Source organism: Gordonia sp. L191, assembly GCF_030077625.1.
Lineage (GTDB): Bacteria > Actinomycetota > Actinomycetes > Mycobacteriales > Mycobacteriaceae > Gordonia > Gordonia polyisoprenivorans_A.
Window position 1 is genome coordinate 879439 of the sequence record NZ_CP125996.1, and the last position, 21319, is coordinate 900757.

A 21319-nucleotide genomic window follows, 5' to 3' on the forward strand; every position below is an offset into this window, starting at 1 on the left:
GCCCGCCGGGGCCACGGCCCCGGCGGGTACCCCCATTAGTCGAATCAAAGAGCTTGCTCAGGGAAGGCATAGAGTGCTCGACGTCAACTACTTCGACGAACTGAAGATCGGTCTCGCCACGGCCGATGACATCCACAACTGGTCCTACGGCGAGGTCAAGAAGCCGGAGACCATCAACTACCGCACGCTCAAGCCCGAGAAGGACGGCCTGTTCTGCGAGAAGATCTTCGGACCGACTCGCGACTGGGAGTGCTACTGCGGCAAGTACAAGCGTGTGCGCTTCAAGGGCATCATCTGCGAGCGTTGCGGGGTCGAGGTCACCAAGGCCAAGGTCCGCCGCGAGCGCATGGGTCACATCGAGCTGGCCGCCCCGGTCACTCACATCTGGTACTTCAAGGGTGTGCCGAGCCGGTTGGGCTACCTCCTCGACCTGGCGCCGAAGGATCTCGAGAAGATCATCTACTTCGCCGCCTACGTGATCACCTCCGTCGACGACGAACTGCGCCACAACGAGCTCTCCACGCTCGAGGCGGAGATCGAGGTCGAGAAGAAGGCCGTCGCCGACCAGCGTGACGTCGACCTCAACGAGCGTCAGCAGAAGCTCGAGGCCGATCTCGCCGAGCTCGAGGCCGAGGGTGCCAAGGCCGACGTCCGCCGCAAGGTCAAGGACGGGGCCGAGCGCGAGATGCGTCGCATGCGTGACGCCGCGCAGCGTGAGCTCGACGGTCTCGAAGAGCTGTGGGACAAGTTCGTCAAGCTCTCTCCCGGCGATCTGATCATCGACGAGAAGCTCTACCACCAGCTCCAGGACCGCTACGGCGAATACTTCGCCGGATCGATGGGCGCCGAGGCGATCAAGAAGCTCCTGGAGACCTTCGACATCGACGCCGAGGCCGAGTCGCTGCGCGAGACCATCCGCAGCGGCAAGGGCCAGAAGAAGCTGCGCGCGCTCAAGCGACTCAAGGTCGTCGCGGCGTTCCAGCAGTCGGGCAACTCTCCGCTGGGCATGGTCCTGGACGCGGTGCCGGTGATTCCGCCGGAGCTGCGTCCGATGGTGCAGCTCGACGGTGGCCGCTTCGCCACGTCGGACCTGAACGATCTGTACCGCCGTGTCATCAATCGCAACAACCGCCTCAAGCGACTGATCGATCTGGGTGCGCCCGAGATCATCGTCAACAATGAGAAGCGGATGCTGCAGGAGTCGGTCGACGCGCTGTTCGACAACGGCCGTCGTGGACGTCCGGTCACCGGACCGGGCAACCGCCCGCTGAAGTCGCTCTCGGATCTGCTCAAGGGCAAGCAGGGCCGGTTCCGTCAGAACCTGCTCGGCAAGCGCGTCGACTACTCCGGCCGTTCGGTCATCGTCGTCGGCCCGCAGCTCAAGCTGCACCAGTGCGGTCTGCCCAAGCTGATGGCGCTCGAGCTGTTCAAGCCGTTCGTGATGAAGCGTCTGGTCGACCTGAACCAGGCCCAGAACATCAAGAGCGCCAAGCGCATGGTCGAGCGTCAGCGTCCGGCCGTGTGGGACGTCCTCGAAGAGGTCATCGCCGAGCACCCGGTGCTGCTGAACCGTGCGCCGACGCTGCACCGTCTGGGTATCCAGGCCTTCGAGCCGCAGCTGGTGGAGGGCAAGGCCATTCAGCTGCACCCGTTGGTCTGTGAGGCCTTCAACGCCGACTTCGACGGTGACCAGATGGCCGTGCACCTGCCGCTGAGCGCGGAGGCGCAGGCCGAGGCCCGCATCCTGATGCTGTCCTCGAACAACATCCTGTCGCCGGCTTCCGGTCGCCCGTTGGCCATGCCGCGTCTGGACATGGTGACCGGCCTGTTCTACCTGACCACCCTCAAGGAGGGTGCGGCAGGCGAGTACCAGGCCGCGACCGCCGAGCATCCCGAGGAGGGCGTGTACTCCAGCCCGGCCGAGGCCATCATGGCCGTCGACCGTGGGGTGCTGACCGTGCAGTCGCGCATCAAGGTGCGACTGACCGATCAGCGTCCGCCGCTGGAGATCGAGGCGCAGGAGTTCGCCGACGGCTGGCGGTTCGGGCAGCCATGGACCATCACGACCACGCTGGGTCGGGTGTTGTTCAACGAGCTGCTGCCGATCGAGTACCCGTTCGTCGACGAGCAGATGCCGAAGAAGCGGCAGGCCGCGATCATCAACGATCTCGCCGAGCGCTACCCGATGATCGTCGTCGCGCAGACCGTCGACAAGCTCAAGGATGTCGGCTTCTACTGGGCGACCCGTTCGGGCGTGACCGTGTCGATGGCCGACGTGCTCGTGCCGCCGCAGAAGGCCGAGATCCTCGAGCGTTACGAGGAGCGTGCCGATGGTCTGGAGCGCAAGTTCCAGCGCGGTGCCCTGACCCCGGACGAGCGGCGCGATGCGTTGGTCGAGATCTGGAAGCAGGCCACCGAAGAGGTCGGTAAGGCCATGGAGGACTACTACCCCGAAGACAACCCGATCACGATGATCCCGAAGTCGGGTGCGACCGGAAACATGACCCAGGTCCGCAACCTGTCGGGCATGAAGGGTCTGGTGACCAACCCGAAGGGTGAGTTCATCCCGCGTCCGATCAAGTCCTCCTTCCGTGAGGGCCTGACCGTGGCGGAGTACTTCATCAACACCCACGGTGCCCGAAAGGGTCTGGCCGACACCGCACTTCGTACCGCCGACTCGGGTTACCTGACCCGTCGTCTGGTCGACGTCAGCCAGGATGTCATCGTCCGCGAGACCGACTGTGCCACCGAGCGCGGCATCGTCGTCCCGCTGGGCGAGAAGCAGCCCGATGGTTCGATCATCCGTGACGCGCACGTCGAGACCAGTGCGTACGCACGCACGTTGGCCGCCGACGCCCTCGATGCCGACGGCAACGTCGTCGTCGAGCGTGGTCACGATCTCGGTGACCCGGCGATCGAGGCCCTGCTGGCCGCGGGTATCACGCAGGTCAAGGTCCGTTCGGTGTTGACCTGTGCGACCGGCACCGGCGTGTGCGCCATGTGCTACGGACGGTCGATGGCCACCGGCAAGCTCGTCGACATCGGCGAGGCCGTCGGCATCATCGCCGCCCAGTCGATCGGTGAGCCCGGTACCCAGCTGACCATGCGTACCTTCCACCAGGGTGGCGTCGGTGACGACATCACCGGTGGTCTGCCGCGTGTGCAGGAGCTCTTCGAGGCGCGCGTGCCCAAGGGTGTCGCGCCGATCGCGGAGGTCTCCGGCCGGGTGCGTCTCGAGGACGACGACCGCTTCTACAAGATCACGATCGTCCCCGACGACGGATCGGAAGAGGTTGTCTACGACAAGATCTCGAAGCGTCAGCGTCTGCGTGTGTTCAAGCACGACGACGGCTCCGAGCGTCTGCTCGCCGACGGCGACCACGTCGAGGTCGGCCAGCAGCTCATGGAGGGTTCGGCGAACCCGCACGAGGTGCTGCGTGTGATGGGTCCCCGTCAGGTGCAGGTGCACCTGGTCAACGAGGTCCAGGAGGTCTACCGCAGCCAGGGTGTGTCGATCCACGACAAGCACATCGAGACCATCGTGCGTCAGATGCTGCGCCGCGTGACGATCATCGACTCGGGGTCGACGGAGTTCCTGCCCGGTTCGCTCACCGAGCGTGCCGAGTTCGAGGCCGCCAACCGTCGCGTTGTGTCCGAGGGTGGCGAGCCCGCGGCCGGTCGTCCGGTGTTGATGGGTATCACCAAGGCGTCGTTGGCCACCGACTCGTGGCTGAGTGCGGCGTCGTTCCAGGAGACCACCCGTGTGCTCACCGATGCGGCCATCAACAGTCGCAGCGACAAGCTCATCGGCCTCAAGGAGAACGTGATCATCGGTAAGCTGATCCCGGCCGGTACCGGCATCAACCGGTACCGCAACATCCAGGTGCAGCCAACGGAGGAGGCGCGCGCCGCGGCCTACGCGATGCCCGCCTACGACGACACCTACTACAGCCCGGACGGCACCTTCGGTGCTCCAGCCGGCGCTGCGGTGCCGCTCGACGACTACGGCTTCTCCAGCGGCGACTACCGCTAGTCCACCTCGAAAGCTCAGGCGACCCCCGCACCGGAAGGTGCGGGGGTCTCTGTCTTTTTGGAGGGGCTTGTCTGGGCCCATCAGCTCTCATATCGATACGGCAGGTACTGCACATTCCAGTGGTTGCCGTCGGGATCGTCGAAGTAGACGAAGTGTCCCCACTGAGTGATGTCGACGTCGGAAACCTCGATGCCGGCGTCGGTGAGGTGCTGGTGGGCGGCGTCGATGTCGCAGACACAGAGCATCAACGTCGATCGGCTGGGCGGGGGACCGTCGGTGATGCCGTTCCCGAAGGCGATCGAGCAGCCCGACCCGGGTGGGGTCATCTGGACGAACCGGATCTCGGGAGACGGTGAACTGTCGTGGTCTGGGTGGAATCCGACGCGGGTGTAGAACTCCTTGGCGCGGTCGACGTCGGTGACGGGGAGGAACGCGACTTCCAGTGTCCAATCCATGTGCTCGGCCTTTCGGTGTCCGCGGAATCAGGTGCGGTGGGTCATTCGGTCGGTGTCAGCATCTTCTCGATTGCGGACATGTGGGGTCCGTGATCTCGTGGTTTCTGTGAATTGCGCCCCAAACCAAAGCCGGTGATGGGTTCGCCGCCCCACCGGTCTTCGTGACAGCGCACAATGTTCACGTGGATCGCCGGGCGTCGATGAGTTTCGCATCGCTTTTCGCGATGATGAGCGTGGCGCAGCAACTCGGTGAGGGCGCCGATCTCGACGACGTGCTGCAGGTCATCGCCCGGGGCATCATCGAGGTGATCGGGTTCGACGCCGTCGCGGTCAACGTGCGGCGCGACGACGGCGACTTCGAGGTCCGCGCCGTGGTCGGTCCGCCCGAACTCGAGAACCTCCGTGGCGAGCGGATGACCGAGTCCGTCTGGCTGGAGTTGCTCGACTCCGCCGAACGCTGGGGCGGGGTGTACCTCACGCGAGAAGCGGAGATGGCCGACGGCGTCGCGTCGATCGATCCGTGGCGGGAGCGGTTCTCGTCGGGTGCGGAACCGGTCGACACCGCCGACATCGCGTCCGGCTTCCTGCCGCCCGCGGTGTGGGAGCCGGAGTTCGCCCTTCTGGTGCCCGTCTACGCCGACGAGCAGCTGCAGGCGGTCATCAGCGTCGACCTGCCGCGCAGCGGGATGACCCCCGACCCGGAGCAACAGGCACTGCTCGAACTGTTCGGCGTCCGGGTGGGGATAGCACTGACCCGCGTCATCGAGGCCGGCCGGGCGACCGACCGGGTGCGGCTCTATCGGGCCTCGTTCGCCGAATCGCCGTTGGCGACGGCGCTTCTCGACTCGCGGCTGCGGCTGATCGACGTCAACGACGCCTTCCTACAGCTGACCGACGCGGTACCCGGTGAGTGGGACGGGCGGGTGCTCGCCGACGTCGTCGCTGTCGACGCCGACGAGTTGGCGCGGCGGTTCGACGGTTCGGAGCCGGGCGAAGGGGCGAGCGTCGCCGAGTACTGCGGTCTGCGCCACCCACGCGGACTGCCCTGGGACCGGTGGGTCGACGTGACCGCCCGCCGTGTCGAATCCATCACCGACGCCGCGCTGTTCGTGTGCACGATCGCCGACCGGACGCAGGCTCGCGCCGAGTTGAACGCCATCCGCTACCGCGCCGACCACGACGGTCTGACCGGGCTCACCGTGCGTGAGGTGTGGCTCGGCGAGCTGAACGACCGGCTGCGGAGCCAGCGGACCGGGGTGCTCGGCGTGCTGATCTGCGATCTCGACGGTTTCAAGGAGGTCAACGACACCTCCGGACACGTCGCCGGTGACGCGGTGCTGAGGTCGGTCGCCGAGGCCATGCGTTCGGCGGCCCACGCTCGAGACGTCGTATGCCGTTGGGGTGGGGATGAATTCGCGGTGGTCTGTACCCGCAAGTCCCTCACGGAGGTCAATGATCTCGCCGCGGCGATCGCCGCCGGTGTCCGCCGGATCTCGACCTCGGCGTCCGTCTCGGATCCGGTGTCGGGCGTGGGGATCTCCATCGGCATCGCGGCATTGGAGAATCCGGAACCGACGGTCTCGAGCACCACCCTCGTCGATGTTGCCGACGGTGCGCTCTACCGCGCGAAGGCACATCCCACACAGCGGTGGCAGGTGACGGTGATCTGATGGATCGTCCTCAGGCCGGCGGCACTCGTGAGGCCGTTGCCTGCCGGCTCAGCCGACCATGACCCCGAACATGATGGCCATGCCGACTGCCATGAACACCTGGCAGAGGTCCCCGGCGAAGGTCATCAGATCGGTCGAGGCCCCCGGGGCCCGACGACGAGCGAAGTATAGGTACAACCAGGCTGCCGCGGCGAGGGCGAAACCGATGGTGAGAATCCAGTTCACCGGGGTCACGTAACCGGGTTGTGCGGCGTGGTGGCCCATGTCCATCCCGGGCATGTCACCCATGTCGTCGTGATTGTGCGCGAGGACGGTCACCGGCGAGCCCGACCCCATGGCCATCGCCTGCGCCGGAGCTGCACCGGGCAGAACGCTGCCGTTCATCACCGCGTACATCCAGGCCATCGCGCCCATCATCGCGGCGTGATACACCGCGGCCAGCCGCCCGAACGGGGTGGTTGTCGGAGGGACACAACCACAGTCGTCGGTGGGCCGCAGCCTCGCGTGCAGCGCCAGGCTCACCAGGAACCATGCCGCCGCGACGACGAAGAACCACATGGGGCCCGCGGTCGGCCAGTCCGCCGAGAACGGCCACGCCATCACCAGCATGGCCACCGACATGACGAGGTGCAGCACGTGCCCGACGTAGGCCTCCCATGGCATCCGACGGGTGAGCATCAGGTATGCGCACTGCGCCGCGGACAGCCCGAACAGTACGGTGACCACCCACCGCAGGACGATGTCGTCGATCATCGGGCTGCCCCGACCGCGGCGTCGGCATCACGGCGGGTCGCGACGACACCGCGTAGGGCGTCGGCGATCACGAACAGTGCCAACGGGATTCCGAACCACGGCATGAACCAGCCGAGTCCGGCGGCGACTGCGACCACGGCGAGCGCCTCCAGCGGACGCAGCCCGCTCAGCGCGCCACGGCGCGGCGCCTGGGGGAGGTGTCGATCGCCCCTGGTGGGTCGCCGCCGCCACCACATGAGGTAGCCGCGCACGATGACGCTGAGGAGTCCGATTCCCAACGCCACCAACGCGATCTGGTTGATGACGCCGAACAGACCCATGTGTGCGCTGATGGCCCAGGTGGTCATCTTCGCCATGAACGGCCACTGCGCGAAGTCGACGCGGTCGGTGACGGTGAAGGTGTGCGGGTCGACGGCGATCGCGTCGAAGTGGCTCGGGAAGCCCCGGGCGTTCTCCTTCACCGACCATGCGGCCCCCGGCTCCGCGGGTACCGAGATGTTCATGGGGCCGACCAGCCCGGCGTCGCGGGCGGCGTCATAGACCTGGGTGAAGTCGGTGGCGCCGATCGGTGCCACACCGGTCTCGGCGGGCGCGGAACCATGGTGTGCGGCCGCATCGCCGGCGGCGGCACCGGCGATCGTCGTCGACACCGCAGGCGTCGTCCACGACAGTTCGCTGCGCAGGTCACTGATGTTCTCGCCGGCAAACCGCGACCAGCTCAGCCCCGACGCCGACAGCCCGATCAGACCGACGATGATCCACACCCCTACCGCACCATGCCAACTCAGGGTGCGGGCGCGGCGGGGTGCGTTGCGGTCCGGGACGGCCAGCCGGGCGAGTTTGCGGGTGCGCCGACGATGACCGATCCACAGGATCAGCCCACCGAGGGCCACCACCCACAACCAGCTCGCCGCGATCTCGCTGTAGTTGCGGCCGAAGTCACCGAGATGCAGATTGCGGTGCAGATCGTCGAACCACGCCCGGACCGGCAGCCACTCGCCGAAGGTCGGCAGCGCGCCGCGAACCTCACCGGTGTAGGGGTCGACGAACACCGTACGGGTGTGGTCGGCGGGCAGGCCGTCGACGGCCAGCACCACCCGGGTGGTGTCCCCGGCACGCGGGGCCGGTGTCACCGAGACGATCGCGCCCTCCGGATGCGCGCGTCGCGCGGCATCGACCTGCGCCGACAGCGGTAGCTCCGCGGTGCCGACGCGGTCGACGGTCAGCTCGTGGGCGTACACGGCGCGATCGATCTGCGGGATCAACGCGTAGAGGGTGCCGGTGACGGTGGCGACGATCAGGAACGGACCGATCAGGATGCCGGCGTAGAAGTGCCAGCGCAGCAGTAGCGGACGCCACCGGTCGGCAGCGGAACGGCCTGTGGCACCACGTGTGTCGAGCCGGTCCGACGCCCCGGGGGTCCGGGGTTCGAGGGGATCGGAGACATCGGCGGTCTGGGTCGTCACCACGTGTTCGTCCTGCTTTCGGGCTGGGCTGGTTGACTTCGAGTGCGGGCCCGGTAGAACTTCCCCGGGGCACCGCAGAAGAGGTCGGCGCGTCGAGACCGATGGTTCCCGGGGCCCGGTGTGTTGTGCGTCACCCACGGACGGATGGGCGCGCACCGCCTAACCTCTACAGGCGTGGGAAACCCCGATCACCTGATGCCGGTAGACGGCGATCCGTCCGCTGCCCCGATCACCATCTTCGGCCCCGACTTCCCGTTCGCCTACGACGACTGGATCGCCCATCCCGCCGGGCTGGGCGAGGTGCCGCCCGATGCACTCGGTGCCGAGGTCGCCGTCATCGGTGCCGGTATGGCCGGGATGGTCGCGGCGTACGAGCTGATGCGGATGGGGCTGCGACCGGTCGTCTACGAGCCCGATCGCATCGGCGGACGGCTCCGGTCGGAGCCGTTCGTGCCCGGTGAACCGGAGGTCGCCGAGCTCGGCGGCATGCGCTTTCCGATCTCGTCGAGCGCCTTCTTCGGCTATGTGAACCGGTTCGGTCTGCGGTCGGCGCCGTTCCCGAACCCGCTCACCGAGGCCGCCGGGAGCACGGTGATCGACATCGGCGGCGAGACGTTTTACGCCCGCACCCTCGACGACCTGCCGCCGGTCTACCGCGAGATCTCCGACGCGTGGGACGCGGCGCTCGAACGCATCGCCGGCTACACCGGTCTGCAGCAGGCCATTCGAGAGCGCGACACCGTCGAGCTCAAGCGCCGATGGAACGCGCTCGTCGCCGACTGGGACGACCGCAGCTTCTACGACTTCCTGGCGACCTCCACCGAGTTCGGCTCGCTGTCGTTCCGTCACCGGGAATTGTTCGGCCAGGTCGGATTCGGTACCGGCGGTTGGGATTCGGACTTCGCCAACTCGATGCTGGAGATCCTGCGGGTGGTACTGACCAACTGTGACTCCGATCAGCACCTGATCGTCGGCGGCGCCGAGCAGGTGCCACGGGCATTGTGGGCCGATGCGCCACAACAGATCACGCACTGGCCGGTGGGAACCAGCCTGTCGTCGCTGCATCACGGTGCCCCACGGGCCGGGGTGCGCTCACTGCGTCGGCTCGGACCCAACCGCATCGAGGTCACCGACCGGTGGGGTGACTCACGGGTGTTCGGCGCGGTCATCGCGACCTGCCAGGCGTGGTTGCTCTCCACTGAGATCGAGTGCGACGAGGCACTGTTCAGTCAAGACCTGTGGATGGCCCTCGACCGCACCCGGTACATGCAATCCTCGAAGACCTTCGTGATGGTCGATTGGCCGTTCTGGACCGACCGGGACCCGCGCACGGGACGCGACGTGCTCAGCATGACGCTGACCGACCGATTGACCCGCGGTACCTATCTGTTCGACAACGGCCCCGACCGGCCCGGGGTGATCTGCCTGTCCTACTCGTGGATGAGCGACGCGCTGAAGATGTTGCCGCACCCCGTGGAACGACGTGTGTCGCTGGCACTTTCGGCGTTGCGCAAGATCTACCCGGATCTCGACATCGCCGAACACATCGTCGGCCGTCCGATCACCGTCTCCTGGGAGGACGACCCGAACTTCCTCGGCGCATTCAAGGGTGCGTTGCCCGGTCACTACCGGTACAACACCCGCATGTACGGCCACTTCCACGATCAACACCTCCTTCCCGAATCCGAGCGGGGGATCTTCATCGCCGGCGACGACGTCTCGTTCACCCCGGCGTGGGTGGAGGGTGCGGTGCAGACCGGACTCAACGCGGTCTGGGGCGTGATGACGCACTTCGGCGGGCGGTGCCACCCCGACAACCCGGGGCCGGGCGACCGCTACGCCGAACTCGGACCGATCGACATCGGGGGATGAGCATGACCGACCGATCACCGGACGCCGAGTCGCCGGATGCGCTGCGACTCGCGCTCTGGCAGTGCGCACCGACCGCCGATTCCGACCGTGACGATCACGCGGGCGTCGTCGCGGGCAACCTCGAGCGGCTCGAGCGCGTCATGGCCGAGGTGGCCGGGCGGGCCGATCTGCTGATCACCCCCGAGATGTTCCTGTGCGGCTACAACATCGACGCCACGGCTGCGCGTGCACGAGCCGACGAACCCGATGGTCCGATCGCGCAATCGGTGGCGCGCCTGTGTTCGCGATACGGGCTCGCGGTGCTCTACGGGTGTGCCGAGTGCGTGACCGCCGGTCAGGGGACGGGCGACGGTGTGAAAGAGGCTGTGTACAACACGATTCGGCTCGTCGACGCCGACGGCATGACGATCGCGACCCACCACAAGACGCACCTGTTCGGCGACCTCGACGCCGCGATGGTGACCGCCGGTGCGACGCGTGCACCGGTGGTCGACTTCCGGTCGTGGCGGATGGGAATGCTCATCTGTTACGAAGTCGAGTTCCCGGAGATGGTGCGCGACTTGGCGATCCGCGGGGCAGATCTGATCTGTGTGCCGACGGCGAACATGCCCGACTACGACAAGGTGCAGCAGATCCTGCTGCCCGCGCGCGCATTGGAGAACCAGGTGTACCTCGCCTACGCTAATTATGTTGGTAGCGAACGGGATCTGGTGTTCGGTGGTCTCACCGAGATGATCGGTCCCGGTGGCACCGTCGATGTGTCGGCGGGACGCGACGAGCGGGTCGTCATCGCCACCGCCGACCGTGACACTCTTCGATGGTCACGCGAGACCTGGCGATATCTTGCCGATCGGCGTCCGGAGCTGTACTGACGCCGCGTGTCCACTGGCCGATGGGGTAGTGAACCGCGCCTCGTCGATCGCGCGTGCAGTTCGCCCGTCGACACCCCATGTTCGCTGAACTGTATTCCGTTCGGCGCGTGCGTAATTCATATACGCGCGTTACCGCAAGTGAATGTGGGCCAGGTCTGGACACAGCACCCAATGTGGTCTAACTTACTCCTCGGTACGAGATCTACTCGTCAGTAACTGGCGCTCGGGGACGTCGGCGGACCATCGATTCAACACATGGGGGCTGCATCTTGTTCGACTTCATGGAGTGCGAAACACGCACTCGCCGAGCATTTCTCGGCGGAAATGCGATCCTCGAGGCCTATGACGTCGAAGAGGTGATCGTCCTGCCCGCGTTGCGGATGCTGGTGCGCGACAACGGGACCGACGCATCGTCGACGCCACCGTGGGAACTCGACGAGCAGGCGCGGACACAGGTGCGCGCGTGTATCGCCCGGCATCTGCGCACCAGTGACGTCCTGTCGGGCATGTTGCGCGATGCCCTCGGAAACCCTGGCCTCGATGGCCGGGGCCTTGATGATCGGGGCCTTGATGGGCGGGGTGTAAGCCACCCCTTGCGTGGGGTCGCCGGTGCGCTCCCGGTCCGTGCCCAGGGTTTCTTGTTGTCCGACGCCGCGAAAGGCGGCGACCCCACCCGGTCGGACCTGGTGCGTCTGGCCTTCCTGCTGGTGTCTGCGCACGCGTTGAGTGATCCCACCGACGTGGCGACGGCGTCGCGGTCGCTCAATCTGGTTCCGCCGCCGCTGCATCGCGATCGGGCAATGATGAATTCGGTTCTCGCGCAAGTGGTCCCAGTGCTGACGAGTCCGCAGCGGGCGTGGTTCGAGATCACCGTCAGCAAGGCGGCGTCATTTTTCTCGGTACCCGATGAGAAGCGGCTGCCGGCCGCCGGTGACCGGTTGGCGCCGGGCACGTCGGATCTGACGTTGTTGCGCTACAACCGGCACTCGTTGGCGCTGGCGTGTGAACAGGTCGGACTCAGGCTGCTCGGCTCGGTCTGAGCCGATCCCGGTGCCGATCTCTGCGGCGCCCGATCGCGCCCGATCGTGCTCGGGCGCCGCGGCGTCGGCGGTATCGTGGCGAAGGTGAGTGAGTCGACCCACCGATCGCCGACTCCCGTGCGTCACCGGTGGCTCCTGCACATCGACCTCGACCAATTCCAGGTCGCGGTGGAACGGTTGCGCAGCCCCGAGTTGACCGGGGTGCCGGTGATCGTCGGTGGCAACGGGGATCCGACCGAGGCACGCAAGGTCGTGACCTGCGCGTCGTACGAGGCGCGTGCCGTCGGTGTGCGAGCGGGGATGCCCCTGCGGGCCGCCTACCGCAAGATGCCCGACGCGGTGTATCTACCCCTCGACATGGCGGCCTACGATGCGGCGTCGGCCCAGGTCATGAACATCCTGCGGGAGTCGGGCCACCCCATCGAGGTCTGGGGATGGGACGAGGCCTACGCCGGGGTCGACGACGGGACCGACGCCGAGATCCGCGACCTCGCGGCCGGATTGCGCGAACAGGTCGCGCACCGCAGCGGGCTGTCGTGTCGTATCGGTATCAGCGACAACAAACAACGCGCCAAGATGGCCACCGGATTCGCCAAGCGCGACGAGTCGGCCGGCGGCGTGTTCCTGCTCGACAACCGGAACTGGCTGCCGCTCATGGGTTCTGCTCCTACCCGGGACCTGTGGAGTGTCGGTCCGCGCACCGCGGACAAGCTGACCGAGATGGGGGTGCACACGGTCGACGAGCTCATCGCCACCTCCCGCGAGGACCTCATCGCGAGATTCGGCCCGCACCAGGGCAACTGGTTGTACGTACTCTGCCGTGGCGGCGGCGACTCGACCATCACCGTCGAACCGTTCGTCGCGAAATCCCACTCCAAATCCCGGACCTTCGCCACCGATCTCACCGAGCCCGACGAGATCGCCGCGGCAGCAACCGAACTCACCGAGGAATTACTGACCCAGGTCGTCGCGGAGGGGCGGGTGGCCTTTCGGGTGGCCGTCACCGTACGCACCTCCACCTTCTACACCCGGACCAAGTCGCGAAAGTTGTCCGTCCCCGGCACCGACGCGGCGGTGATCACCCCGGTCGTCGTGGAGTTGTTGGGCAAGTTCGAACAGGGACGGCCGATCCGACTGCTGGGGGTGCGCCTCGATCTCCTCGAGGACTCGGACGGCGGTGTGGGAGACGGGGGCGAGGCGGACTGAGGGGACGGCCTCCGGGTCGGCTCGGCACGTACTTGCGATTGCGTCCAAACGGACGACACCGACGAACGGGTCGTCGTTGATACCGTTGAGCGCTCGCCACGTCCTTGTCCTCGCAGGAGCTTCCCGATGACCGCACCCCCGACACCGCCGCGCCGGCCCACACCGGCAGCCGAGGTGGCCGGCCGCATCCCACTGCTGCCGGCGATCGCGGGAGCACTGGTGCTCGTCGGCCTGATCGGAGCGCTCGCCGGAGGCTGCGGCGGTGGACTGTCGGCGGATACTCGACGAGCCGCTCGGAACTCTGCTCGGCGTATCGGACCGCGCTCAACGCCTTCGACGACGATTCCGAATTCGACGTGACCGATGAGCTCAACGCGCTCGCCGACGCGGCGAAGGACTACGACGACTCCGGCGTCCGCTCCGACGGGGAGGACGTGGACTCCTCCTCGGGGCTGATCAGCGAGTCGGGCTTCCGGAGCGACACCCGCAACATCGCGGCGGAATGTGGGTGACGACATGACGATGCCTCCCGGTCCCGGCGACCACCCCGGTTTCCCGAATCCCGGTTTCCCGAATCCCGGCGCCCCGAATCCCGGTTTCGGTGGTCGGCCGTTCGGTTCACCTGCGCGCCCGACCGCCCCCACCGGACCCAATCCGCAGGGCGCGGGGATGCGCGCGCTGATCGGTGGCGGTGCGATCGGCCTCGTCGCACTGGTCTTCGTCTTCCTGTTCTGGCCGGTCGCAATCCTCCTCTTTGCCGTCGCCGCCCTGTACACGGTGCTCCTCGGCACCGGGATGGATCCGTTCGCCGGGGCGTCGACGACGATCGCCCACATCGGATACCTCTGGCGCACCCGCGTCGCGACCGCCGGGGCGTCACCCCCCGCGCAGCGGTTCCCGAATCCGCCGACCGGGCAGCAGTTCCCGAGCCCGCCGACCGGGCAGCAGTTCCCGAACCCGCCCACCGGGCAGCAGTTCCCGAACCCGCCCACCGGGCAGCGGTTCCCGAATCCGCCGACGGGGCAGCGGTTCCCGAATCCGCCGACGGGACCACGCGGGGTGGGCATCTCACCACCGGTCGATCCGCCGACCGAGATCGTGGCGCGACCGACGACACCCGGGCACGGATTCACGGCCGCACAGGCCGCCGATCCCGCCACCGACCCGGCCGTTCTCGCGCAGATCGCCGCAACAGCGAGCGATCTGCACATTCATCTCGCCGCCAATCCCGCGACGTATCCGGATCTGCTCGACTGGCTCGCCGCGCACGGCGCACCCGAGGCCCGGGAGGCGGTGGCCCGCCGCCGTCACGGCTGACGGCATCAGCCGCGGCTCAACTGCGGGGGAGCAAGGTCTTCTCGACCTTCGCCGCCCGGGGTTACCGTAAGGCGTGTCGTTTCTTCTCGATCACCGCGTGCGCCGCTCCGGGCACTGCCGTCCGCCAGGGAGTCGGGGCCGACGACGTCGCGTCACGTCCGTCGCCGTTGCGGCGATGGTCATCGCCTCCGTGTTCGGGATCGGGGCTCTCGGGATCGGGACGGCCCAGGCCCGGCCGCACACCCCGTTACCCGTGACCTACGACTTCCTGGCCGGTATCTCCGCCGAACTCGCCCATCCCGGCGGGTCGCTGCCCGGCACCAACGACTACTCGTGCCGCCCGTCGGCGGCCCACCCGCGGCCGGTGATCCTGGTTCACGGCAGTGGCGGTGGGCGGCAGACGAATTGGGCGACGCTGGCACCGGTGTTGGTCAACGCCGGCTACTGCGTGTTCGCACCCACCTACGGTGCGCTGGGCACGGTGTGGCCGGTCTCGGCGCTCGGCGGGCTCGGCCCCAAACCCGACAGCGCCTGGCAGATCAAGGAATTCATCGACCACGTGCGCGCCACGACCGGCAGTGATCAGGTAGACATCGTCGGACACTCGTTGGGCACCGAGATCCCCACCTACTGGCTGAAATACCTTGGTGGGCGCGGCCATGTGGCCCACTACGTGTCGCTCGCGCCGTACTGGCGGCAGGGCCCCGATGACGACGACGTCCGCGGCGAGACGATCGCCGCATTCCGTGCGCGCCTGGGAATTGCGCCGCCGGCTCATCCGGCGTGTCCCGAATGCACACCCGCGCCGGCGGATCTGAACTTCAACCAGGCGGTCCGCCTGCCCACGCCCTACCTTCCGGGGGTGCGGTACACCAACATCGTGACCCGCGACGACGAGATCGTCGCCCCGTACTCGTCAGGCATCCTTCCCGGACCACCCGGCACCGACGTCACCAATATCGTTGTGCAGAAAGGCTGTCCGATCGATCACGCCGACCATCTGTCCATCGTGGCGAACCGGCGATCTGCCGCGCTGGTGCTCAACGCCCTCGACCCGGCTCATCCGCGCCTGGTGCCGTGCGTACCGGTGTCGCCGGTGACCGGCGGCTGATCAGACGGTGACGTACGTGCCGAGCATCCGGACGAAGGCATCGGTGGTGTGCTCGAGCGATACCTGATCACCGGTCATCACAAAGCCGAGGGTGAGCCCGTCGGCGGCCGCCACCACCGCGGGAGCGATCTGCTCTTCGGGTACCGCCCAACGGAATCCGCCGAGCCGCGCGCCCTCGCGCAGCATCCGGACGACCAACTCGGTGTAGCGCGCGTACAGATACTCGGCCAGCGGTTCCAAGCCTGTCGTGCGGCGTGCGAACAGTCCGAGCGAGATCAGCGCACGCTCGCGGGTGGCATTGCCGGCAACGTCTCCGGCGAAGCTCTCGAATCCGGCGCGGATCACCTCGCGCGGATGTAGTGGTGCGTCACTCGAGCGTTCCTCGAGCGCGCCGATCCGCTCGTTGAGCGCATCCAATTCCTCGTTGATGCCATGCTCGGCCACCGCCGCGAGCAACTCGTCGCGACTGTCGAAAGCGTAGAAAAGCCCCGACTGCGGAACGCCCGCCTCCAGGGCGATCCGCCGTGTGGTGGCACTCTCGACACCTTCGGTCGCGATGACCCGCAAGGTGGCCTCGATGGCGAGTCGGCGTCGCTCGGCGACACTCAACCGCATCGGTCTCTCCTCTGTGTGGTCTGGCCGATGGTGCGTTGGCCGAGACATTTGTTCTGCTGTGGACGTGAGTCGGTGGACGCGACTCGATGGATATATCTCTGTGGACAATGCTCAGTGGACGAACAGTGAACATCACGGATGGTACCCACATCGACGCCCGACGGCCGCAACCCGCCGCGCGGCCTGCCCGGTCCCCGGGGCCGCAGCGTATGCGGAATCTGCCCACAACCTGTTGGGCTGCAACCGATTACTCGATATTGGTGGTTCCGGCCGGGTGAGTGCACCGCGGTCGCCGGGATGTCGGGGGCTACCGGTGGTCGCGGTCGCGTCAGGCCCGGACGACGGGCGGCAGTGCGGAGATCGCGTCGAACTGTTCGCGCTGCTCGTCGAGTGTGTCGGCGAGGAAGGTCCGGGCGATGAGCAGCAACTCGGACACCTTCGGATGGGCAAGTGTGTAGAATACGGCGTTGCCGGTGCGCGTCGAGCGGACCACGTGATGACGTTTGAGCACTGCGAGATGCTGCGACATGGTCGTCGGGCCGATGTCGATGATGGTCAGGAGCTCGCTCACCGGGGTGGGCGAGTCATTGGCCGAGAGGACCTCGAGGACCCGGATGCGCGCCGGATGGGCGAGCGCCTTGAACAGGTTGGCCTTGATCTCGTACAGCGGCTGGTCGGTGCCGGAGAATCCGTTGGTCGACACGGGTGGCTCCTCGGTCATTCATCGCTTGGGATTAACGATGAATTGATGGATTACGTCATTGCGTAATCGATAGTACGACGCCGGACTGCGTGGGACAAGTCCGAGATCGGCGGTCACCGAAGCGGCCGGTAGGTGCGGCCGGTGCGAGATCAGTCGCGAGGAACGCGCACGCCGAGAAGGCGGGCATCGGGATCGTGGTCGATGCCGATCGTCTCCCAGGGCACCCCGATGCGCACGACCGCGTAGGCGGAGGTGGGGAAGCGGTCGATCGTGCTCTCGGGATCGAGGGTGAGTGCGGTGGTCGGCATACCCGGGTCGTGGCCGACGACGAGCACGGTCGCGGCGTCGGCGGGCGCATGGATACGCAGCGCCTCGAGCACGTCGAACGGACTGCCGCCGTACAGGTCGTCGAGATAGACGGTCGGGGCGCTGATCCCGGTTCGGTCGAGGGTCTGCCGGGTGCGGGTGGCCGTCGAACACAGCACGGCGTCGACCGCCAGTCCCTCCTCGGTCATCCATCGACCGGCCAGGGCTGCCTCGCGCCGACCGCGATCGGCGAGCGGGCGCTCGTGGTCGCCGACGCCGGGTGGGTAACCGGATTTGCCGTGCCGCAGGAGGACCAGCGTCCGCCCCGGCGCGGCGACCTCGCTCACGCCACGCCCCGGCCGTTGCGGATCGGCGCCGGGCGCGACGATGGCGTGTCGCGGGAGCGCTGTGAGAGGGCCAACACCCGGGCGGTGGCCCGCCACGCCGCGGCCTTTTGCCGATGGAAGCAGGCCACTTCGGCGGCGTGGTCCCACTCGCCGCGATCACGGACGGTGATGTCGTCGTCGATGTCGTCGTCATCGACGCCGGCCTCGGCGCAGGTCTCGGCCTGTTCGGCGGCGGTGTCGGAGTCGGCGGCCTCGTCCAGGCACGCCACGATCAGGCGGTCGACGAGCGAGGGGTCGGTGCACACGGCCTCGATCGTGGTGGCGTCGAGGGTCGCGAGGATTTCCAGTTCTGATCGCAACCGCATGGTTCCAACCTACGACGTGCAAACCTCGCCTCCCGGGTAGGCGCACCGTTAGCCTTGTGGACGTGCATTCCTGGGTTCCCGCGATACTCGCGGTTCTCGCGGCACTGTTGATCGCCGCCGGAACCGTGTTGCGTCAGCGTGCCTCCCGGGCGTCGGGTGCGATCACCCGTGGCTGGTGGGCGGGGGCGTCCATCGCGATCGCGGGCTTCGCGCTCCAGGCGGCCGCACTCGGTCTCGGATCGATTCTGCTGGTGCAACCGCTGGTCGTGCTCGCGGTGCTGTTCGCCCTGCCGCTCGAGGCGTGGGCCGATCGGCGTCATCCCGCCAGACGCGAGTGGGCGTGGGGTGCGGTGCTGGTCATCTGCGTGGCGACGTTCCTGCTCATCTCGCGCCCCGAACCGTCGATGCGCCGACCCCACGACCTGGTGGTGTGGGCGACGGTCGCCGCCGTCGCCGCGGTGATCGTGCTGTGCGTGGCGTGCGCCGAGCGTTCGACCCCGCACTATCGGGCACTGTTCTACGGGCTGGCCGCGGGCACCCTGTTCGGGGTGTCGGCGCTGCTGATCAAGACCATCGTCTACCAACTGCTGCATCATCCGATGCACTTGTTCCTGCACCCCGAGCTGTACCTGTTCGTCGTGGTCGCGACCGGGGCGATCATCGCCCAGCAGAAGGGCTTCGGTGCCGGCGACCTGCAGACGTCGTTCCCGGCGATGAACGTGATGGAACCCGCGGTCGCGATGGCGCTCGGCGTCGTGCTGCTCGGCGAGAACCTCAAGGTGTCGACGACGACGGCCCTGTTCCTCGGGGTGGTGCTGGCGGTGATGATCCGGTCGGTCGTCGAGCTGGCCAAGGAATCGGCGGTCCGGTGCGGCACCCTGCCCGGCCAACCGGCGCCCGTGCTATCCGGGGACACTGCCGCCGAGGGCGCGCGGGTCGAACCGACCGGGGATGCGCCGACGCCCCGGGCCCAGCCCGAGCCCGGAGCGTCGGCTGGCGGTGATCAGATCAGGCGGTTACCGGATCGATCACAGGGATCAGGTTCTGCGCCCACGTCGCGGCCATCACGCTCGGCTTGACCGCCGAGGAGTTGTCGTGGCGGGCGTGCTCGCCGACCTGCGTGGCGCCCCGCGCGGTGAGCTTCTCGGCCATCAGTTCGCCGCCGCGGTTGAAGGTCTCGCCGTAGACCGTGTCGCCGAGTCCGAACACCGCGAACCGCAGACCGGTCAGGTCGGGGGTCAGGGCATCGAGTTCGTCGGCGAACGGCTCGGCACCGGTCGGCAATTCGCCTTCGCCGTACGTGGAGCAGATCACCACGAGGAAGTCCCCGGCGTCGAGATCCTCCACCGCGAACTCGCTCATGTCGTAGATCGACGGGTCGTGATCGACGCTCAGTGCGTCGGCAATGGCGTCGGCGACCAGCTCACTGTTGCCGGTCTCGGTGCCGTAGAGGATGACGACGGACATAGGACTCCCTTCGGAAAACATGGCAAGGCTACCCTAATTCACGAGTGCTCCACCATCCGGTCCGGTTGATGCCGCTCACCACAGTCGCCGCCGCTTCGTGACGGGGGACCCTTGCGCAATTACTTGGATGTCCTAGTATTGGGGCTGTCCCCAAAATCCCCCGAGCAGAAGTCCAGGTGATCTCGCGGTGAGTACAACCACCACCTCCATCCCGCACTACCTCAACGGCACCAAGGTGACCGCCGACGGCGGTCGCTTCGCCGACGTCTTCAATCCGAGCACCGGCGCCATCGCCGCACAGGTCCCGCTCGCCAGCACCGACGACGTGGCCAAGGCGGTCGACACGGCCAAGAAGGCCCAGCAGGAGTGGGCGGCGTGGAATCCGCAACGGCGCGCCCGGGTGCTGATGCGTTTCGTCGATCTCGTGAACAAGAACGCCGACGAGATCGCCACGACGCTCTCGCTCGAGCACGGCAAGACCCACGCCGATGCCCTCGGCGACATCCAGCGCGGCATCGAGGTCATCGAATTCGCCATCGGTATCCCGCATCTGATCAAGGGCGAGTTCACCGAGGGTGCCGGTTCGGGCATCGATGTGCACTCGATTCGTCAGCCCCTCGGTGTGGTCGCGGGCATCACCCCGTTCAACTTCCCGGCGATGATCCCGCTGTGGAAGGCCGGCCCGGCGCTCGCCTGCGGTAACGCCTTCATCCTCAAGCCCAGCGAGCGGGACCCGTCGGTCCCGGTCCGACTTGCCGAATTGTTCACCGAGGCAGGGCTTCCCGACGGTGTGTTCCAGGTCGTCCATGGCGACAAGGAGGCCGTCGACGCGCTGCTCGATCACCCCGACGTCAAGGCACTCGGTTTCGTCGGCAGCTCCGACATCGCGCAGTACATCTACTCCACCGCCGCGGCGAACGGCAAGCGTTCGCAGTGCTTCGGCGGCGCCAAGAACCACATGATCATCATGCCCGACGCCAACCTCGATCAGGTCGTCGACGCGTTGATCGGCGCCGGCTACGGCAGCGCCGGGGAGCGGTGCATGGCGATCAGCGTGGCCGTGCCGGTTGGTGAACAGACCGCAGAACGGTTGCGCGCCAAGCTCGTCGACCGGGTCAATGCGTTGCGCGTCGGGCACTCCCTCGACCCGAAGGCCGACTACGGGCCGCTGGTGACCGCCGCAGCGCTCGAGCGGGTGCGCAGCTACATCGGCAAGGGCGTCGAGGAAGGCGCAGAACTGGTCATCGACGGTCGGGAGCGTGGCAGCAACGAACAGACCTTCGGCGACGAGGATCTGTCCAACGGCTTCTTCATCGGCCCGACGCTGTTCGACCACGTCACCAAGGACATGTCGATCTACACCGACGAGATCTTCGGACCGGTGCTGGCCATCGTGCGCGCCGCCGATTACGAGGAGGCGCTCGCCCTCGCCTCGGATCACCAGTACGGCAACGGTGTTGCGATCTTCACCCAGGACGGTGACGCCGCCCGCGACTTCACCGCCCGCGTCGAGGTCGGCATGGTCGGGGTGAACGTTCCCATCCCGGTTCCGGTGGCCTACTACACCTTCGGCGGCTGGAAGCGGTCGGGCTTCGGCGATCTCAACCAGCACGGTCCCGCGTCGATCCAGTTCTACACCAAGACCAAGACCGTCACCTCGCGCTGGCCGTCGGGCGTCAAGGACGGCGCGGAGTTCGTCATCCCGACGATGGACTGATCGG

General features: G+C 67.2%; 20 protein-coding genes. 12 read left to right on the forward strand and 8 right to left on the reverse strand.

Features of this window, described 5'->3' with window-relative positions; genetic code table 11:
• Nucleotides 1-73: 73 nt before the first annotated feature.
• Nucleotides 74-4033 carry a DNA-directed RNA polymerase subunit beta' gene (locus QNM97_RS04055; protein WP_020170348.1) on the forward strand — a complete coding sequence of 1320 codons (3960 nt, stop codon included), beginning with the start codon at nucleotides 74-76 and terminating at the stop codon, nucleotides 4031-4033.
• A gap of 80 nt (nucleotides 4034-4113) precedes the next feature.
• Here the strand turns inward: QNM97_RS04055 and QNM97_RS04060 are convergent, their stop codons facing one another.
• Nucleotides 4114-4488 carry a VOC family protein gene (locus tag QNM97_RS04060; RefSeq protein WP_283821701.1) on the reverse strand — a complete coding sequence of 125 codons (375 nt, stop codon included), beginning with the start codon at nucleotides 4486-4488 and terminating at the stop codon, nucleotides 4114-4116.
• Nucleotides 4489-4670: 182 nt separating this feature from the next.
• On the opposite strand from QNM97_RS04060, the gene QNM97_RS04065 reads away from it, so the two are divergent.
• Nucleotides 4671-6158 (forward strand): sensor domain-containing diguanylate cyclase, encoded by a 1488-nt coding sequence (locus QNM97_RS04065; RefSeq protein ID WP_283821702.1) that lies wholly within the window; start codon nucleotides 4671-4673, stop codon nucleotides 6156-6158.
• A 48-nt stretch (nucleotides 6159-6206) separates the two neighbouring features.
• Here QNM97_RS04065 and QNM97_RS04070 read toward each other — a convergent pair whose 3' ends face one another.
• The gene (locus tag QNM97_RS04070; RefSeq protein WP_283821703.1) at nucleotides 6207-6911 is read right to left on the reverse strand and encodes a DUF5134 domain-containing protein; all 705 of its coding nucleotides are present in this window, start codon (nucleotides 6909-6911) and stop codon (nucleotides 6207-6209) included.
• Nucleotides 6908-8377 (reverse strand): PepSY-associated TM helix domain-containing protein, encoded by a 1470-nt coding sequence (locus tag QNM97_RS04075; RefSeq protein WP_502874985.1) that lies wholly within the window; start codon nucleotides 8375-8377, stop codon nucleotides 6908-6910. Before QNM97_RS04075 ends, QNM97_RS04070 begins: the two co-directional genes overlap by 4 nt.
• Before the next feature lie 195 nt (nucleotides 8378-8572).
• On the opposite strand from QNM97_RS04075, the gene QNM97_RS04080 reads away from it, so the two are divergent.
• The 8 genes from QNM97_RS04080 (at nucleotide 8573) to QNM97_RS04115 (ending at nucleotide 15795) form a co-directional block, all read left to right on the forward strand.
• Complete coding sequence (locus QNM97_RS04080) at nucleotides 8573-10249, forward strand: flavin monoamine oxidase family protein (protein ID WP_283823093.1); 1677 nt, start codon at nucleotides 8573-8575, stop codon at nucleotides 10247-10249.
• A 2-nt stretch (nucleotides 10250-10251) separates the two neighbouring features.
• A complete protein-coding gene (locus QNM97_RS04085; protein WP_283821705.1) occupies nucleotides 10252-11121 on the forward strand; it encodes a carbon-nitrogen hydrolase family protein in 870 nt (289 codons plus the stop codon).
• A 281-nt stretch (nucleotides 11122-11402) separates the two neighbouring features.
• On the forward strand, nucleotides 11403-12161 hold the full coding sequence (locus QNM97_RS04090; protein ID WP_283821706.1) for a hypothetical protein: 759 nt from the start codon (nucleotides 11403-11405) through the stop codon (nucleotides 12159-12161).
• An 84-nt stretch (nucleotides 12162-12245) separates the two neighbouring features.
• Nucleotides 12246-13367, forward strand: coding sequence for a DNA polymerase IV (locus tag QNM97_RS04095; protein ID WP_283821707.1), 1122 nt, complete (start codon nucleotides 12246-12248; stop codon nucleotides 13365-13367).
• A gap of 126 nt (nucleotides 13368-13493) precedes the next feature.
• Nucleotides 13494-13727 (forward strand): hypothetical protein, encoded by a 234-nt coding sequence (locus QNM97_RS04100; protein ID WP_283821708.1) that lies wholly within the window; start codon nucleotides 13494-13496, stop codon nucleotides 13725-13727.
• A complete protein-coding gene (locus QNM97_RS04105; protein ID WP_283821709.1) occupies nucleotides 13724-13879 on the forward strand; it encodes a hypothetical protein in 156 nt (51 codons plus the stop codon). Before QNM97_RS04100 ends, QNM97_RS04105 begins: the two co-directional genes overlap by 4 nt.
• 4 nt (nucleotides 13880-13883) lie before the next feature.
• Nucleotides 13884-14684: a variant leucine-rich repeat-containing protein gene (locus QNM97_RS04110; protein ID WP_283821710.1), complete on the forward strand. Its 801-nt coding sequence runs from the start codon at nucleotides 13884-13886 to the stop codon at nucleotides 14682-14684.
• Between the two features lie 73 nt (nucleotides 14685-14757).
• Nucleotides 14758-15795, forward strand: a complete 1038-nt coding sequence (locus tag QNM97_RS04115; RefSeq protein ID WP_283821711.1) for an esterase/lipase family protein — start codon at nucleotides 14758-14760, stop codon at nucleotides 15793-15795.
• Here QNM97_RS04115 and QNM97_RS04120 read toward each other — a convergent pair whose 3' ends face one another.
• The 4 genes from QNM97_RS04120 to QNM97_RS04135 all read right to left on the reverse strand — a co-directional run bounded on the left by QNM97_RS04120 (nucleotide 15796) and on the right by QNM97_RS04135 (nucleotide 18131).
• Complete coding sequence (locus tag QNM97_RS04120; RefSeq protein WP_283821712.1) at nucleotides 15796-16410, reverse strand: TetR/AcrR family transcriptional regulator; 615 nt, start codon at nucleotides 16408-16410, stop codon at nucleotides 15796-15798. It abuts the gene before it with no gap.
• Nucleotides 16411-16738: 328 nt separating this feature from the next.
• A complete protein-coding gene (locus tag QNM97_RS04125) occupies nucleotides 16739-17131 on the reverse strand; it encodes an ArsR/SmtB family transcription factor (RefSeq protein WP_502874986.1) in 393 nt (130 codons plus the stop codon).
• A 131-nt stretch (nucleotides 17132-17262) separates the two neighbouring features.
• Complete coding sequence (locus QNM97_RS04130) at nucleotides 17263-17766, reverse strand: SixA phosphatase family protein (protein WP_283821714.1); 504 nt, start codon at nucleotides 17764-17766, stop codon at nucleotides 17263-17265.
• Nucleotides 17763-18131: a hypothetical protein gene (locus tag QNM97_RS04135; protein WP_283821715.1), complete on the reverse strand. Its 369-nt coding sequence runs from the start codon at nucleotides 18129-18131 to the stop codon at nucleotides 17763-17765. Before QNM97_RS04135 ends, QNM97_RS04130 begins: the two co-directional genes overlap by 4 nt.
• 56 nt (nucleotides 18132-18187) lie before the next feature.
• Here QNM97_RS04135 and QNM97_RS04140 point away from each other — a divergent pair, with 56 nt between their 5' ends.
• Nucleotides 18188-19210: a DMT family transporter gene (locus QNM97_RS04140; protein ID WP_349632348.1), complete on the forward strand. Its 1023-nt coding sequence runs from the start codon at nucleotides 18188-18190 to the stop codon at nucleotides 19208-19210.
• Here the strand turns inward: QNM97_RS04140 and QNM97_RS04145 are convergent.
• Nucleotides 19140-19598 (reverse strand): flavodoxin domain-containing protein, encoded by a 459-nt coding sequence (locus tag QNM97_RS04145; RefSeq protein ID WP_283821717.1) that lies wholly within the window; start codon nucleotides 19596-19598, stop codon nucleotides 19140-19142. The genes QNM97_RS04140 and QNM97_RS04145 overlap by 71 nt on opposite strands.
• Before the next feature lie 187 nt (nucleotides 19599-19785).
• On the opposite strand from QNM97_RS04145, the gene QNM97_RS04150 reads away from it, so the two are divergent.
• A complete protein-coding gene (locus QNM97_RS04150; RefSeq protein ID WP_283821718.1) occupies nucleotides 19786-21315 on the forward strand; it encodes a CoA-acylating methylmalonate-semialdehyde dehydrogenase in 1530 nt (509 codons plus the stop codon).
• Nucleotides 21316-21319: the final 4 nt, after the last annotated feature.